Below are 15,373 nucleotides of genomic sequence, written 5' to 3'. Positions count from 1 at the left end.
GTTATCCATGGTACAGACAGCCCCCTCCCGAGCCGGCGAGCCCCGCCTCCTGGTCGTGGCCGGCGACGTGGTCGGGCGCCGGATGGCCGGCCCCGGGATGCGCGCGGTGGCCGTCGCCCGCTCCCTCGCCCCGCACATGTCCGTCACGCTCGCCCTCGGCGTCTCCGGCAGCCAGGCCGTGGAGGTCGACGCCCCGGGCGTCACCGTCACCGCCTACTCGTCGCGACAGGAGCTCGAGCTGCTGGTCGCGGCCTCCGATGTCGTGTTCTGCCAGTTCATCGACACGAACGTCGCGCGCATCGCGGTGGAACGCAACGTGCGCCTCGTCTTCGACCTCTACAACGCGCTGCCCGTCGAGACCGTCGGCGCCGAGGTGATCAGCGGGTTCAGCGACCCCGAGGGCAAAGACCGCGAGTACCGCGAACTGCTCAAGTACTTCCGGTTCTGCGCTCAGGCCGGCTCGTACTTCGTCGCCTCCAACGAGCGCCAGCGAGACTACTGGCTCGGGTACATCATGGCCGCAGGCGGCCTGCTCCCGAGCTCCCTCGACGCCCGTCCGCTCGACCGCATCATCGGTCTCGTCCCATTCGGCATGGAGGAGCACGAGCCCGTGCAGGCGCGGCACGGCCTCCGCGGCACGCACGGCATCGGCGACGACGACATCGTCGTCCTCTGGGCGGGCGGCATCTGGGACTGGTTCGACGCCGAGACGCCGATCCGCGCCGTAGCAGCGCTCGCCCAGGAGGACCCGCGGTACAAGCTCGTCTTCTACGGCACGGTGCACCCGAACGCGACGATCGGCCGCCCTCCCGCCGTCGAGCGCGCGCAGGCCGTCGCAGCGGAGCTCGGCGTCCTGGGTACTTCCGTCGTCTTCCTCGACGAGTGGGTGCCCGCGGACGAGCGCGCCGACTTCCTGCTCGACGCCGACCTGGCGATCTCGGCCCACAAGGACTCGCTCGAGACGCACTACTCGTTCCGCACGCGCATCCTCGACCACTTCTGGGCGACCCTGCCGAGCGTCGTCTCGCGCGGCGACTGGTTCGCCGACTACATCGAACGCGCGGGCCTCGGCATCACCACCCCGATCGGCGACGTGCAGGCGACAGCGGAGGCGATCCGCTCGATCGCGGACGACCCGGACCGCTCCGGAGCGATCCGGGAACGGATCTCCGCTATCCGCGACGACTGGAGGTGGTCCGCGACCACGGCGCCGCTACGCGACCTGATCCTGGGGTCGCTTCGGGAGGCGCCGGCGCCGACCCTGCTCTCGGACGTCTCCACGGACGCCCTGCCGCCGGCGACGCCCCTGCCCTCCGGCTGGAGCGCCCGCGTGCGCCGCACCAGGGCCTGGGCCGTCGGTGCGAAGCTGAAGCGCCGTGCGCTCAGCGTGGCCCGTCGGGCGCGCTAGGCCCCGACGATACAGCGGCGTCGGTCACTCGATTCCGCGGTAGTACTCGGCGAGCTCGTCGGTGACCACCGGCCAGGTGTAGCGCTCGGCCGTCTTCAGCCCCGCCGCTCGTAGCCGGCCCTGCAGCTCCGGATCTCCCAGCAGCCGGCGGATGGCCACCGCGAGTGCCTTCCGGTCGTTCTGCGGGACGATCAGGCAGTTGACCTCGTCTTCGCAGAAGTCGCGGTTGCCGTGGGTGTCCGTGGTGATGACGGGGCAGCCGGCGGCCATGGCCTCCAATGCGGGAAGACCGAAGCCTTCGTGCAGCGACGTGAGCACGAACGCCGTCGCCTCGTTGTAGAGCTCGTTGACCCTGCGGTGGGACGGGCGCACTTCGTAGTGCACGCGCTCGTCGACGACGAGATCGGGCTCGTAACCGAACAGCTGCAGCTGCGGGCGATCGTCGCCGAGCGACTTCCAGGCGTCGGCCGTCATCGCGAAGTTCTTCTGGAAGAACGAGCGGCCGAGCGCGAGCAGGGTGTCGTCCTTCCGCGTGATGCGCTCGGACGGGAAGAACAGTCGCGGGTCGTAGCCGACCGGGATGAGCGTGGAGTCGACGCCGATCTGGGCGAACTCCTCCGCCTGGTACGAGCCCGTCGTCAGCAGATGGAACTCGCGGCGTGCACTCGAGGCCACCGCCGCGCGCGACAGCCGCTGAGTGGGATAGAACCAGGTCTCGAACTCCTGGGCGTAGCAGACCGGCACACCGGTCACGACGCTGGCGAGCCAGACCACCTGCTGGGTCTCCCACCAGGTGGCCACCTTGATGGCGTCCTCGTCGCGCAGCGCCATCAGGAGGTCGAAGTAGTTGCGGAACGTCGAGACGGGGATCGCGAGGTCGGTCCACTCGGGATGGTCCTCCAGCGACCAGATCTCCACGTCGAAGCCGCGCACGGCGAGGCCCTCGGCTTCTTCGAACACCACGCGGATGCCTCCGGAGATCGTCGTCGCATTGAGGACGAAGATGATCCGTCGGCGCCCGTCTGCGCCGGTCACACGGCGGCCCGTCAGCCAGGCGCGGTGCACGTCCGTCACCTCGGGGGTGGCGAGGGAGGGGACGGCCAGCCGGACCGGGCTGTAGCCGAGCGTGCGGATGTTCTGCTGCCAGGCGCGTGCGACGAACAGCGAGACGTCGCCGTCGAGCGTCTCCGAGAGCTCGGAGTCCGAGCTGCGCGCCAGCACCGCGTCGACGGCCCACGACCGGATGACCGTGCCGTGCGCGAGGGCGGTGAGGACGTAGCGCGGGATGGCGTCCTGGCCGAGATCAGTGCGCGGGCCGCCGGTGGAGGCGAACCGCCCTCGCACCCGGTCGTAGTCGAATCCCGGGTGCACCACTCCGTCTACCACGTAGGCGGGCGTGGCGATCCCGACCTCCTCGTCGTGGTCGTACTTCCACGCCGCGTGCTGCAGCCGGAGGACGTCGAGCGCGGCGGGCACAGCGGCGTCCGCGTCGACCAGCACCAGATCGCACCGGCGCCAGTGCTGCTGCACCCAACGGAGGATGTCGCGCAGTCGGGTACCGCCGTCCGGGCGGAGGAAGTCGCACGTCGTGTACACGATCGGATCGACGTCGGCCAGGACCGACGCCGCCCCGGCGGGGACGAGGAAGTGCGCGGGCACGCGCCGGCGCAGCTCGCGGACCCAGGCGGCGTGCTGCGGCTGCAGGGTGCCGTAGACGGCGACCACGACCGGGACATGGTTCTCTGCGCTCCACTGCTCGGCCGCCGAGAGCGGCAGCTCGGTGCTGAGGCCGTTCGCGTACTGGAAGGCCGGCGGCGGTGCGGGATGGCGGTTGCGCTGCCTGCGGAGCCCGGCCGGGTCGATGCCCGCCCGCTCCAGGCCGCGCTTGGCGATGTCCTTGGCGACGCTCTTCGACTTCTCGATCAGACCCACGTGCAACGATTCCCAACTGTCCCCGCGCGCCCGTCCCGAGGCGCACCCGGGCATACTACCGACCCCGGATCGGCGCTGGCTCGCCGATCTTGCAATTGCAATGGTTACAATGACGTTCGTTAAAACGACAGACGCATCCTGAGAACCGAGCGTCTCGACGAAAGACGGTCACACATCCGATGAGCAACAGTGCAGCAGAGACCCGAGCGCACTCCATCGAAGCGACCCCCTTCCAGACGGTCAGTCAGAAGCAGGGGTTCTTCCGTGGAAGCGGGCGCTCGATCGCCGACGTCTGGGCGCACCGCGAGCTCCTGGGGCTCCTGGTCAAGCGCGAGATCAAGGCCCGGTACAAGGACAGCTCGCTCGGCCTGGTCTGGAGCCTCGCCCGTCCTCTGATCCAGCTGCTGATCTACTACTTCGCGATCGGTCAGGTGCTCGGCGCTGCGCGCAACACCCCTGATTTCGCGATCTTCGTCTTCACCGGCCTGACGATCTGGGGACTTTTCTCAGAAATCGTCTCGGGCGCCACCGGCTCCATCCTCGGAAACGGAGGTCTGGTCAAGAAGGTCTACCTGCCGCGCGAGATCTTCCCGCTGAGCACGGTCGGCGGCGCGCTGTTCAACTTCCTCGTGCAGATGATCGTGCTGATCATCGCGATCGTCGTCATCTCGCACTTCCCGTGGGGCCCGAACCTGCTGCTCGCGCCGCTCTCCGTCGTGATGCTCGTGGTCTTCGCCACCGCGGTCGGCTTGGTGCTCTCCGCTGTCAACGTCTACCTCCGCGACACCCAGCACTTCGTCGAGATCGCCCTCCTCGTCCTCTTCTGGGCGTCGCCGATCGTCTACCCGTTCACCTTCGTGCACCAGCAGCTGCACGGCAACTGGCTCGAGCAGCTCTACCTGGCCAACCCCGTCACGATCGCCGTCATCGGCATGCAGAAGGCACTGTGGGCGGGCGGCCTGGAGGGCACGGGCGCGACTAAGCAGGTGTGGCCCGACCACCTCGCACTCCGCCTCGTGATCACGCTCGGCGTCAGTCTCGTCCTCCTCTGGCTCTCGCAGCGCGCGTTCGCGAGACTCCAGGGCAACTTCGCGCAGGAGATCTGACCCGTGACCGACATCCCCCTCATCAAAGTCGAGGACGTCTCCAAGCGCTTCGTCATGCACAAGGAGAAGTCGCTCAAGGAGCGCATCCTCAACTTCTCCGCGTCGCGCAAGCACCGTGACGACTTCTGGGCGCTCCGCGACATCTCGCTCGACGTCGACACCGGCTCCACCGTGGGCCTGGTCGGCCACAACGGCTCGGGCAAGAGCACGCTGCTCAAGGTGATCGGCGGCATCATCGAGCCGACCGTGGGCTCCGTCTCCCGACGCGGCCGCATGGCGGCGCTGCTCGAACTGGGCGCCGGGTTCCACCCCGACCTCACCGGTCGCGAGAACGTCTACCTCAACGCCGCGATCCTCGGTCTCACCCGCAAGCAGACCGACAAGTACTTCGACGCGATCGTCGACTTCTCGGGCATCGAAGACTTCATCGACACCCAGGTCAAGTTCTACAGCTCCGGCATGTACGTGCGACTCGCGTTCGCCGTCGCCGTGCATGTGGACCCCGACCTCCTGCTCGTCGATGAGGTCCTGGCCGTCGGCGACGAGCCGTTCCAGCGCAAGTGCATGGACAAGATCGAGGAGTTCCAGCGCGAGGGACGCACCATTGTTCTCGTCAGTCACTCCGCCGAGCAGGTCGGCCGGCTCTGCGACCGTGTCGTCGTGCTCAACCACGGACACCTCATCCACGACGGAAGCCCCACCGAGGGCCTGCGCGTGCTGCGCCAGGGCTTCGAGCAGGAGCGTATCGACCACGACGCCGCCCACCCCGGCGGCGCCCCGGCGAAGTCCGCGAACATCGACAGCATCGTCGCCCTTCCCCGCGTGGACGGCGTGGTCGACACCTCGCGCGAGCCGGAGGACAAGTCGGAGGCCATCCTGCTGGAGCCGGCCTCCGACATCGTGATCCGTTACCGGTATCGCCTCACCGCGCCCCAGGAGCCCCTCGCGGCCGGCATCGCGATCGAGACCGCGACCGGGCTCGGCGTCTACGGCCTCAACACCAAGATGCTGCAGACGGAGATCCCCTCGGAGCCCGGCCTGCACGAGGTGGACTTCGTGATCGACCGCAACGCGCTCGGCGCCGGCCAGTACTCGGTCCGCGGAAGCCTCGAGGAGGTCGCGGGCCGCTCGCTCGACCGGCTGACCCCCGCTTCCACGTTCGAGATCGCGCCCTACGAGATCGGTTCGGGCATCGTCCGACTGGAGGCGTCCGCGGCGGTCGTCGGAGCGGAGGTGCCCTCGGCGCTGAGCTGAGGGCCTGGCGCTCAGAGCGAGCGGATCCACTCCCACTGGCGTCGCAGGCCCTCGTCGAGGGCGACCTGCGGCTGCCAGCCCAGGGCTTCACGCGCGCGAGTGCTGTCGCCTCCGGTGCGGAAGACGTCGCCTCGCACGGGATCGAGGCGCTGCACGTTCAGCTCGGTGCCGGTGACGGTGGCGATCGTCTCGAGCACCTCGTTCACCGACACGCTGCTGCCGCCGGAGAGGTTCATGACCCGGGGCAGCGGCGCGGGCGCATCGACGCCGGCGACCAGCGCGCCGACGATGTCGCCGACGTAGGTGAAGTCGCGGATCTGCTCCCCCGTGCCGTACACCGTGATCGGCGCACCGTCGCGCGCCGCGGTGAGGAACCGCGTGAACGCCATGTCCGGGCGCTGCCGCGGACCGTAGACGGTGAAGAAACGGAACGCCGCGGTCCAGACGCCGAAGCTCTCGGCGTAGAGGCCGGTCAGGTGCTCCCCGGCCAGCTTCGTGACGCCGTACGGCGAGAGCGGCCGCGGCAGCATGTCCTCGTGCGTCGGGTAGGTCTCGGCCTGCCCGTAGACGGAGGACGAGGATGCGTACAGGAATCGCGTGCGCGGGGTCGTCTGCACGATCGTCTCGAGCACCCGCTGCGTCGCGTCGACGTTGGCGCGGGTGTACGCGACGAAGTCATCACCCCACGACTTGCGGACTCCCGGCTGACCGGCGAGGTGCACCACGGCGTCGGCGCCGTCGAGCACGGGCGCGAGGTCGGCCGTGTTGAGGTCGGCCTCGACCACCGACAGCCGGGGCGCGGCCACGGCGGCGAGCGCCGCGCGCTTCAGAGCGGGGTCGTAGTACGGAGTGAGGGCGTCGACGACGACGACGTCGTCCCCGCGCTCCAGGAGGGCGGCGACGAGCGTGCTCCCGATGAAGCCGGCGCCACCGGTGACGATGACCCTAATCGCTGGTCCCCTTCGTCCGGAACCGCCGGGCCGAGTCGCCGATCCAGCGGATCGGGGCCGACGCCTTCCAGGACGTGCTGGTGAGCACGCCCTGCAGCTGCCCGCGCCATTCGGCCTCGATGCGCGCCTGGTCGCGCGCGGCGGCGACTCGCGTCTCGTGGAGCTCGCGACGAGTCTCCTCGAGAGCCTCGTGGTCTCCGACCTGATCGGCGAGCCGCGCCGACAGCTCGGCGGTCTCGCGCTTGAGCCGGGCGACCTCCGCGAGGAGCGGCCCCGCATTGCGGCCGTTGTTCTTGCCGAGGTGGATCTTGCGGCCGACCTCCACCGGCCACGCGTGCGTGTCGGAGTCGAAGTTGTCGTGCGCGACGCCGTTGACGCGCAGCCCGGAGATTCCCAGCGTCACGTTGGCCGAGAGCTGGTCGCGGCGCGAGTAGCGCAGCACGTGATCGAACCAGCGCTCCATCGCGGCCTGGATCTCGGGCGAGATGCGGCGGGCGATCATGCCGTTCCAGAACGGGTGCTGCTGCAGGAGGTCGGGGTACAGGTCGGCGTAGTGCAGCAGCTGTTCCTGCACGCGGGCGGCGTCGTCGTAGTTGAGCGCGACGACCTCGTCGAACTCGTCGATCACACGCTCGCGATAGCTGTGCAGCGAGACGGCGTAGTCGTGGTCGGCCAGCCAGGTGTCGAGGATCTCGTCCGGCGTCTTCTTGAGGAGCACCGAGTTGTCGATGTACAGGGTCTCCGCGTAGCCGGCGATCGCCTCATGCCCCCGGATCTTGAACTCGCGCTGGCTGCGCACGAGGTCGAGCGGGAACATCGGGTCGACGTGGACGATGGTCCAGGTCTCGCTCGTCAGCGAACGGTCGTCGGTGAGGCAGATGAACGGGATGTCCGTCTGCGCGGCGACCGGCTGTTCGAGCAGCTCCTCGTATCCCCCCAGGAGAGCCGTGTAGACAGCACGACTTCCGGTCATTGGTGGTGCTCCTTCGGGTAGGCAATCCCAAAGACGATAGCATCTGCGTCACTGTATGGTGGATTCATGCCCCGCCTGGTGTTCCTCTACGCCGAACAGTACAAAGGCGCAGGCTCCACGGTGATGCGGGGCTTCCAGCTGGCCGACCTGGCCCGGCACGCGCTGCGTAGACATTCGGTCCGAATCCGCCCCCTCGGGGCGCGCACGACGAACGCGACCGTGTTCCTCACCAAGGGCGCGCTCCGCGTCGCCACGCCGACTCAGCTGGACGAGTTGCTGCGCCGGGGCAATCGCCTCCTCTTCGACCCGGTCGACGAAATCCCGCCGGGGACGACGGCCCGGTTCGCCGACGTGCTCATCGCCAGCTCGCTGACCGCGTTCGAGGAGTACGGCCGCAGCTTCCCCGGCACGCGGGTCGCGCTGGTCAACCACCATGTGGATCCGCGGCTCGACACCGCGCCCGTGCAGCACAGCACCTTCCGCGCCGGCTACTTCGGCGAGCGCGTGAACGCGGAGCTCACCGACCGCATCGAGGAGCACGTGGACGTCGTCCCGATCGACACCTCGCGCCGCGACTCGGGATGGCTGTCATCGATCCGCGACTACTCGTTCCACTATGCCGTCCGCCGGCACCGGGAGCTGGACCACTACAAGCCGTTCCTCAAAGGCTTCACCGCCGCGCACTGCGGCGCACCCGTGCTCATCCAGCGCGACCAGCAGGAGGCCGTCCGCTGGCTCGGCGACGACTACCCCTATCTGGTCGACGCACCGGCGACGGAGGAGCAGGTGCTCGACGCGCTCGCCCAGGCGGAGGCCGACTTCGGGGGCCCGCGCTGGCGCTTGGCGGAGGCCGCGATGGCCGGGATCCGTGCCCGCACGAGCGCGCAGCGCATCGGCGAGGAGCTGGCCGCCGCCGTCCTCTGAGCTGCGGGGCTCTGGGGGGAGTCCCACCGTTCGACATCTATGCTGGAACGCGATGTCTTCTCCCCTGTCCTCCCGTACGGTCGCCGTCGTCACCGTCAGCTACAACTCGAGCGGCGAGCTCGACGGGTTCCTCGACTCCGTCGCGCGCGGGGAGCTCGCGCCGCACACCTACATCGCCGACAACGCGTCGGCCGACCTCGAGGCGACCCGGGCGATCGCAGCGACGCACGACGCGACCGTCATCGCGGTCGGTGAGAACCGCGGCTACGGCGGCGCGATCAACGCCGCTGCCGCTGCGCTGCCCGACGAGGTCGAGTACATCCTGGTCTCGAACCCCGATGTCCGGCTCTCCCCCGACGCCGTGGAGCGCCTCGTCACCGCGATGAGCGAGGACACGACGGTGGGCGCCGTCGGGCCCCGCGTGCTCAACGTCGACGGCACCGCGTACCCGTCCGCACGTTCGTTCCCGTCGCTCCGCACCGGGATCGGGCACGCGGTGTTCTTCTCCGTGTGGCCGCGCAATCCGTGGAGCCGGCGCTACCTGGCTCACCGCGACGACTCCCTGAAGCCGCGGCCCGTGGACTGGCTGTCCGGGTCGTGCGTGCTGGTGCGCCGGTCCGCGTTCCTCGAGATCGGCGGGTTCGACGAGGGGTACTTCATGTACTTCGAGGACGTCGACCTCGGCTATCGCCTCGCGAAGGCGGGATGGCGTCGCCTGTTCCTGCCGACCACCAGCGTCGTCCATTCCGGCGCGCACTCCACCACCACCGAGTCGGCACGGATGATCCGCGCCCACCACGACAGCGCCTACCGCTACCTCAGCCGCAAGTACAGCGGGCCGCTGCTCGCTCCGCTGCGCTGGGTGCTCAAGTTCGGGCTCGACGTGCGCGCCGCGTACTTGACCCGGCGCTCCGACTAACCCGCACGACCGGCGCTACGACTCGAGCAGGCGCTTCAGGTACTGGCCGTAGCCGCTCTTCACCAGGGGCGCCGCCAGCTCGCCGAGCCGGGAGTCGTCGATCCAGCCCGCGCGCCAGGCGATCTCCTCAATGCAGCCGACCTTGAAGCCCTGGCGGTCCTCGATGACGCGCACGTACTCCGACGCCTGCATCATCGACTCGAACGTGCCGGTGTCGAGCCAGGCCGTGCCTCGGTCGAGCACCTGCACCTGCAGCTTGCCCGACTGGAGGTAGCGCTCGTTGACCGTGGAGATCTCCAGCTCGCCGCGTGCGCTGGGCTCGATGGTCTTGGCGATCTCGACGACGGAGTTGTCGTAGAAGTACAGACCGGGGACGGCGTACTTGCTCTTCGGCTTGACCGGCTTCTCCTCGATAGAGAGTGCCGTGAAGCTGTCGTCGAACTCGACCACGCCGTACGCCGTCGGGTCGCTCACCTGGTAGGCGAAGATAAGCGCGCCGTCGATGTCGTTGTGCTGCCGGAGCGACGACCCGAGCCCGGTGCCGTGGAAGATGTTGTCGCCGAGCACGAGGGCCACCGACTCGTCGCCGATGAACTCCTCGCCGATGATGAACGCCTGCGCCAGGCCGTCGGGCGACGGCTGCACCGCGTACTCGATGCTGATGCCGAGCTGCGAGCCGTCGCCGAAGAGGGCGCGGAACTGGTCGTTGTACTCCGGCGTCGTGATGATGAGGATCTCGTTGATTCCGGCCATCATCAGCGTCGAGAGGGGGTAGTAGACCATCGGCTTGTCGTAGATGGGCATGAGCTGCTTGGAGATGCCTTTGGTGATCGGCCACAGCCGGGTGCCGGACCCGCCGGCCAGGATGATTCCGCGCATGAGAGTCGTGACGTCCTTACTTCTCGTCGGGCTTACTTCTGGTCCAGGGAGGCGTAGAAGGCGCGTGCGGCGTCCCACGTCGGGAGCAGCCCGCTCTCGCGCGCCTCCGAGAGGCCGGGCGCCTCGGTGTCCTTGGCCGACAGGAGGAGCTCGTCGGCGGGCAGCGGGAACTCGAGTGCGATCTCCTCGTCGAGGGGGTTGATGCCGTGCTCGCGTCCCGGGTTGTAGACGTCGGTGACCAGATAGCTCACGGTCGCGTCGTCGGTCAGCGCGACGAAGCAGTGACCCAGTCCCTCCGCGACGTAGATGGCGCGGCGGTCGGTGTCGTCGAGCAGCACGGAGTCCCAGTTGCCGAAGGTCGGGGAGCCGACACGGATGTCGATGACGAAGTCGAGCACGGCGCCGCGCGGGGCCATGACGTATTTGGCCTGGCTCGGCGGGATGTCGGCGAAGTGGATTCCACGGACGGAGCCGCGGCGCGACACGGAGGTGTTGCCCTGCTTGAGGTCGAGCGAGTGGCCCACGGCCTCCTCCAACCGGTCGAACCGGTAGAACTCGAAGAACAGGCCGCGGTCGTCCGCGTGCTGCACCGGGGTGATCTCGTAGGCGTCGGGGATCGTTAGTTCTCGGATCTGCACCCCGGGAGTCTACCAACCGGGCCTCCGGTAGACTCATCGGCGGTTCACCGACAGAAAGCAGCCCATCCGCATGAAGATTCTCGTCACCGGTGGCGCCGGGTTCATCGGCTCCAATTTCGTCCGCCGGACCCTGCAGGACGCGTACCCCGGACTCGAGGGCGCGGAGGTCGTCGTCCTCGACGCGCTGACGTACTCGGGCAACCTGGCGAACCTCGCGCCGGTCGCCGACTCGCCGCGTTACACGTTCATCAAAGGCGACATCCGCGACGGCGGCCTGCTCGACGAGCTCTTCCCCACCATCGACGCCGTCGTGCACTTCGCCGCCGAGTCGCACGTCGACCGCTCGGTGCGCGACGCCTCGATCTTCGTGGAGACCAATGTGCTGGGCACGCAGCAGCTCCTCGACGCCGCCCTCCGCAACAAGGTCGAGCGGTTCGTGCACGTCTCCACCGACGAGGTCTACGGCTCGATCGCCGAGGGCTCGTGGGCCGAGGACCGCCCCCTGGAGCCCAACTCGCCGTACTCGGCCTCCAAGGCCGGCAGCGACCTCCTGGCGCGCAGCTACTTCCGCACGCACGGTCTGAATCTCTCCATCACGCGCTGCTCGAACAACTACGGCCCCTACCACTTCCCCGAGAAGGTCATCCCGCTTTTCGTCACCAACCTCATCGACGACAAGCACGTCCCGCTCTACGGCGAGGGGAACAACATCCGCGACTGGCTGCACGTCGACGACCACACCCGCGGCATAGCGATGGTGCTCGTGAACGGCCGTGCCGGCGAGGTCTACAACATCGGCGGAGGCACCGAGCTCACGAACAAGGAGCTCACCGGGCTGCTGCTGGAGGCCACCGGCAAGGACTGGTCGTACGTCGACCGCGTCGCCGACCGCCTCGGCCACGACCTGCGGTACTCGGTCGACATCTCCAAGATCCAGAAGGAGCTCGGGTACGAGCCGCTGGTGCCGTTCCAGCAAGGACTCGCCGACGTCGTGCAGTGGTACCGCGACAACCGCGACTGGTGGGAGCCGCTGAAGGCCCGCGCCGCGCTGGACAACTGATGCGCGTCCTCATCGCGGGGGCGAACGGCCAGCTCGGGCAGGATCTGCAGAAGGCGTTCGCCGGTCACACGGTGACCGCGCTCGGCCGCGCGGAGCTCGACGTGACCGACCGCGACGCGGTGATCGCCGCCGTCGCCGGGCACGACGCCGTCGTCAACGCGTCCGCGTACACCAAAGTCGACGACGCCGAGGCGCACGAGGACGAGGCCTACGCGATCAACGCCCTGGGCACCGAGAACCTCGCCGTCGCCGCTGCGGCGGCCGGGGCGAAGTACGTGACCGTCTCCACCGACTACGTGTTCGACGGCCACGCGACCGAGCCCTACGCCGAGGACACCCCGCGCGACCCGATCAACGCCTACGGCCGCACGAAGGCGGCGGGCGAGGAGCTCGCACTGGCCGCACATCCCGACGGCACCTACGTCGTCCGCACGGCATGGCTCTACGGCGCAGGCGGAGCGAACTTCGCGCGCACGATGGTGAAGCTCGCGCAGACGCACGAGACGGTGAGCGTCGTGGCCGACCAACTGGGCCAGCCGACCTGGACCGGCGACCTCGCCGGCCGAATCGTCGCCCTGCTCGAATCCGACGCTCCCTCCGGCGTCTACCACGGCACGAATTCCGGCCAGGCCAGCTGGTTCGAGTTCGCGAAGGCGGTCTTCAGCGCGGCCGGATTGAACCCTGATAGGGTCACACCGACCGACAGCGCGACGTTCGTGCGACCCGCACCGCGACCGTCCTACTCCGTCCTCGGGCACGAGGCCTGGACCAAGGCCGGGCTCGCGCCACTGCGGTCCTGGCAGGAAGCCCTGGCAGACGCGGCACGGCACGGAGTCCTGGAGCTGGAGACAGATGACGACACTCAGCGTGGTGGTCGATGACCTCACCGCTGCGGAGACCGGTGGTACCCGGAGGTACACGGAGGAGCTGACCCGTCAGCTCATCGCCACCGCCCCAGCCGGCTGCGACGTGCGCGCGTTCGTGTCGAACGTGTCCGACGAGCAGCTGGACGAGATCCGGTCGTCGCTTCCCGGGCTCGCCGACCTCGTGCGCCTCCCCCTCGCCCGCCGCGAGCTCTCCCTCGCGTGGCAATCGGGCATCGCCGTCGGCGGCGTGCGCGGGATGATCCACGCGCCGAGCCTCCTGGCGCCGCTGCGCAAGCACCGATCCGCCGGCGCCGACGACCAGATCGCCGTGACGATCCACGACGCTCTCGCCTGGACGCATCCCGATTCGCTCGGGGCGGCCTCCGTGCTCTGGACCAAGTCGATGGCCAAGCGCGCCCGCAAGTTCGCCGACGCCATCGTGGTCCCGACGCACGCCGTGGCCGACCGCCTCGCCGAAGTCCTCGACTTCGGCGACCGCATCCGGGTGATCGGCGGAGCTCCCGCGACCACCCTGCGCCTCCCGGCCGACGCCGACGAGCGCGCCGCCCGGCTGCAGCTGCCTGACGTCTACGCGTTCACCCTGGGCTCGATCATGCCCCGCAAGGGCATCGCCCCGCTCATCCGCGCCGTGGCACGGCCGGAGGCGCAGAAGATCCCTCTGCTGATCGCCGGCCCCGACCGCTACGGCGACGGGACCGCGACCGGTGTCGCCGCGGCCGCGGGCCTCCCGGAAGACCGGGTGCGCGCGCTGGGCCGCCTCGACGACGCCGACCTGGCCGTTGTGCTCGACCGGGCGACGCTGTTCGTCTACCCCAGCCTCGCAGAGGGCTTCGGGCTTCCCATCGTGGAGGCGTTCAAGTTCGGCCTCCCGGTCATCCACTCCGACGATCCCGCCCTCGTGGAGGTCGCCGCCGGTGCGAGCCTCGTCGTGGAGCGCCCGGCCTCCGCCGACGACGACGCGGACGCGGGCTACAGCGAGCGCCTGGCCGGTGCCATCGGCCGGGTGCTCGACGACGCGGAGCTGCGCGCCCGCCTGGGTGTCCTCGCCTCCGACCGCGCCCGCGCCTTCAGCTGGCGCGACTCGGCCGAGCGCGTCTGGCAGCTGCACGCCGACCTCTGACCCGCGCCGACCTCTGACCGGCCCACGCGGCGTTCGCCGCGGTGGTCAGCGGTTCGCGGAAGCGTTCTCGCGGGTCGCGGCCGCTGCGCCCGTTCGCTCGGAGGTGTCCTCCTCCGGGCCGAACCAGGCCTGGTAGCGCGCCGACGCCCAGGCGCCGACCGCCTTCGACCAGCCGTGGCTGCGCTTCTCGATGAGCCATCTGAAGGCGACGGCGACCAGCACGGCGACCGGGATCGCGAACAGCAGAGGGACGTACCAGGCCTGATCGGCGAACAGGTAGGTGCTGAAGATGATGATCGGCACGTGCACCAGATACAGGCTGAACGAGATCGCGCCGAGGAACTGGAGCGGCCGCGACTCGAAGACCGCGCGCAGCGGCGTCCAGCCGAGCGCGGCGACCACGAGTCCGGCGGCGGAGAGCGGCACGAGGCCCTTGAGCACCGGGTCGAGTTCGGGGATCTGCCCGACGCTCGGCCCCACGAGCCACGGCGCGATCAGCAGCAGGGCGCTCCCGACCGTCAGCAGTGCCCAGAGCGGGTGCCGGAACCAACGGCGGTTGATCCGGGCGGCCGCGTTGCGGACGACGTCGAGGCGCACCGCGATGACCGCGCCGACGAAGAACGCCGGCAGGTATTCCAGCTCGGCAGACCCGGCACGCGCGCCCAGCCAGGTGAGGGCGCAGGCCAGCGCCAGGCCGCCGATCCACCACTTGCGCACGGCGAGGGCGGCGATCGCGAACACCGGCAGCAGGAGCGAGAACGCGAGCTCCCAGCGCAGCGACCACAGCGGGTTGTTGATCTGCCCGTCGCCGCCGAGGAGGTCGACGGCCTTGACGATGTACTCCCACGAGAAGTTCGGGGTCGAGGAGCTGCTGAGCCACGTTCCGCTCGGCTGAGTGCTCACCTGCGGGATCGCGGCCACCCAGGCCGCCGCGAGGAGCACGGATGCGGCGACGGGAACCATCAGCCGCACGACGCGCCGTGGGAAGTAGGCGACCCAATCGAAGCCACGCCGGCGGACGGCGGGAAGCGTCACGACGAGCCCCGACAGCACGAAGAACACGATCACCGACTCGACACCGGCGGTCGCGAGCTTGAGCGGGGTGTAGCTGATCCACCACATCGGCGAGCCGACCGGGGCGTGACCGCCGCCGGGGGCTCCCGGGAAGTCGGGATTCGTGTACAGCGCGTGGTGCAGGAGCACGACGACCGCGGCGAGGCCGCGCAGGCCGTCCAACGCCGTCAGTCGAGCACTGTTCTTCGTCACCGTCTTCTCGTCCACTCTTCCACCAGTACCCGTCATAGGCGGGCGACGCTACGGGTC

14 protein-coding genes are annotated in these 15,373 nt (G+C 69.4%); 8 read left to right on the top strand and 6 right to left on the bottom strand.

Features of this window, described 5'->3' with window-relative positions; all coding sequences use genetic code 11:
• Positions 1 to 7 precede the first annotated feature (7 nt).
• Positions 8 to 1,408: a glycosyltransferase family protein gene (locus AC0HS0_RS12225; RefSeq protein WP_472964293.1), complete on the top strand. Its 1,401-nt coding sequence runs from the start codon at positions 8 to 10 to the stop codon at positions 1,406 to 1,408.
• Between the two features lie 24 nt (positions 1,409 to 1,432).
• Here the strand turns inward: AC0HS0_RS12225 and AC0HS0_RS12220 are convergent, their stop codons facing one another.
• Positions 1,433 to 3,340, bottom strand: a complete 1,908-nt coding sequence (locus AC0HS0_RS12220) for a glycosyltransferase (RefSeq protein ID WP_472964292.1) — start codon at positions 3,338 to 3,340, stop codon at positions 1,433 to 1,435.
• A 179-nt stretch (positions 3,341 to 3,519) separates the two neighbouring features.
• On the opposite strand from AC0HS0_RS12220, the gene AC0HS0_RS12215 reads away from it, so the two are divergent.
• Both AC0HS0_RS12215 and AC0HS0_RS12210 read left to right on the top strand, forming a co-directional pair.
• The gene (locus AC0HS0_RS12215; RefSeq protein WP_472964291.1) at positions 3,520 to 4,446 is read left to right on the top strand and encodes an ABC transporter permease; all 927 of its coding nucleotides are present in this window, start codon (positions 3,520 to 3,522) and stop codon (positions 4,444 to 4,446) included.
• 12 nt (positions 4,447 to 4,458) lie between these two features.
• Entirely contained in the window at positions 4,459 to 5,700 is a 1,242-nt protein-coding gene (locus AC0HS0_RS12210) for an ABC transporter ATP-binding protein (protein WP_472964592.1), read from the top strand.
• Positions 5,701 to 5,711: 11 nt separating this feature from the next.
• On the opposite strand, the gene AC0HS0_RS12205 is transcribed toward AC0HS0_RS12210, so the two are convergent.
• Entirely contained in the window at positions 5,712 to 6,641 is a 930-nt protein-coding gene (locus AC0HS0_RS12205; RefSeq protein WP_472964591.1) for a GDP-mannose 4,6-dehydratase, read from the bottom strand.
• Positions 6,642 to 6,645: 4 nt separating this feature from the next.
• Positions 6,646 to 7,623 carry a glycosyltransferase domain-containing protein gene (locus AC0HS0_RS12200; protein ID WP_472964290.1) on the bottom strand — a complete coding sequence of 326 codons (978 nt, stop codon included), beginning with the start codon at positions 7,621 to 7,623 and terminating at the stop codon, positions 6,646 to 6,648.
• Between the two features lie 66 nt (positions 7,624 to 7,689).
• Between AC0HS0_RS12200 and AC0HS0_RS12195 the strand changes: the two genes are divergently transcribed.
• Both AC0HS0_RS12195 and AC0HS0_RS12190 read left to right on the top strand, forming a co-directional pair.
• Positions 7,690 to 8,547, top strand: a complete 858-nt coding sequence (locus AC0HS0_RS12195) for a hypothetical protein (RefSeq protein WP_472964289.1) — start codon at positions 7,690 to 7,692, stop codon at positions 8,545 to 8,547.
• Between the two features lie 52 nt (positions 8,548 to 8,599).
• The gene (locus AC0HS0_RS12190) at positions 8,600 to 9,466 is read left to right on the top strand and encodes a glycosyltransferase family 2 protein (protein ID WP_472964288.1); all 867 of its coding nucleotides are present in this window, start codon (positions 8,600 to 8,602) and stop codon (positions 9,464 to 9,466) included.
• A gap of 15 nt (positions 9,467 to 9,481) precedes the next feature.
• Here AC0HS0_RS12190 and rfbA read toward each other — a convergent pair whose 3' ends face one another.
• Both rfbA and AC0HS0_RS12180 read right to left on the bottom strand, forming a co-directional pair.
• Entirely contained in the window at positions 9,482 to 10,345 is an 864-nt protein-coding gene (gene rfbA, locus AC0HS0_RS12185; protein ID WP_472964287.1) for a glucose-1-phosphate thymidylyltransferase RfbA, read from the bottom strand.
• Positions 10,346 to 10,377: 32 nt separating this feature from the next.
• Positions 10,378 to 10,983, bottom strand: a complete 606-nt coding sequence (locus AC0HS0_RS12180; protein ID WP_472964286.1) for a dTDP-4-dehydrorhamnose 3,5-epimerase family protein — start codon at positions 10,981 to 10,983, stop codon at positions 10,378 to 10,380.
• A gap of 70 nt (positions 10,984 to 11,053) precedes the next feature.
• On the opposite strand from AC0HS0_RS12180, the gene rfbB reads away from it, so the two are divergent.
• Genes rfbB through AC0HS0_RS12165 form a run of 3 tightly spaced genes read left to right on the top strand, consistent with a single transcriptional unit; the run spans position 11,054 to position 14,050 of the window.
• Positions 11,054 to 12,043 carry a dTDP-glucose 4,6-dehydratase gene (gene rfbB, locus AC0HS0_RS12175; protein ID WP_472964285.1) on the top strand — a complete coding sequence of 330 codons (990 nt, stop codon included), beginning with the start codon at positions 11,054 to 11,056 and terminating at the stop codon, positions 12,041 to 12,043.
• Positions 12,043 to 12,924 carry a dTDP-4-dehydrorhamnose reductase gene (rfbD, locus tag AC0HS0_RS12170; protein WP_472964284.1) on the top strand — a complete coding sequence of 294 codons (882 nt, stop codon included), beginning with the start codon at positions 12,043 to 12,045 and terminating at the stop codon, positions 12,922 to 12,924. Before rfbB ends, rfbD begins: the two co-directional genes overlap by 1 nt.
• Entirely contained in the window at positions 12,896 to 14,050 is a 1,155-nt protein-coding gene (locus AC0HS0_RS12165; protein ID WP_472964283.1) for a glycosyltransferase family 4 protein, read from the top strand. Before rfbD ends, AC0HS0_RS12165 begins: the two co-directional genes overlap by 29 nt.
• A 45-nt stretch (positions 14,051 to 14,095) precedes the next feature.
• Here the strand turns inward: AC0HS0_RS12165 and AC0HS0_RS12160 are convergent, their stop codons facing one another.
• Positions 14,096 to 15,316, bottom strand: coding sequence for an acyltransferase family protein (locus tag AC0HS0_RS12160; RefSeq protein WP_472964282.1), 1,221 nt, complete (start codon positions 15,314 to 15,316; stop codon positions 14,096 to 14,098).
• Positions 15,317 to 15,373 lie beyond the last annotated feature (57 nt).

Source organism: Leifsonia sp. PARNA 1/14, assembly GCF_055720965.1.
Note: the sequence above shows the minus strand (reverse complement) of the source record. Positions and strands in the feature narration are given on the sequence as shown.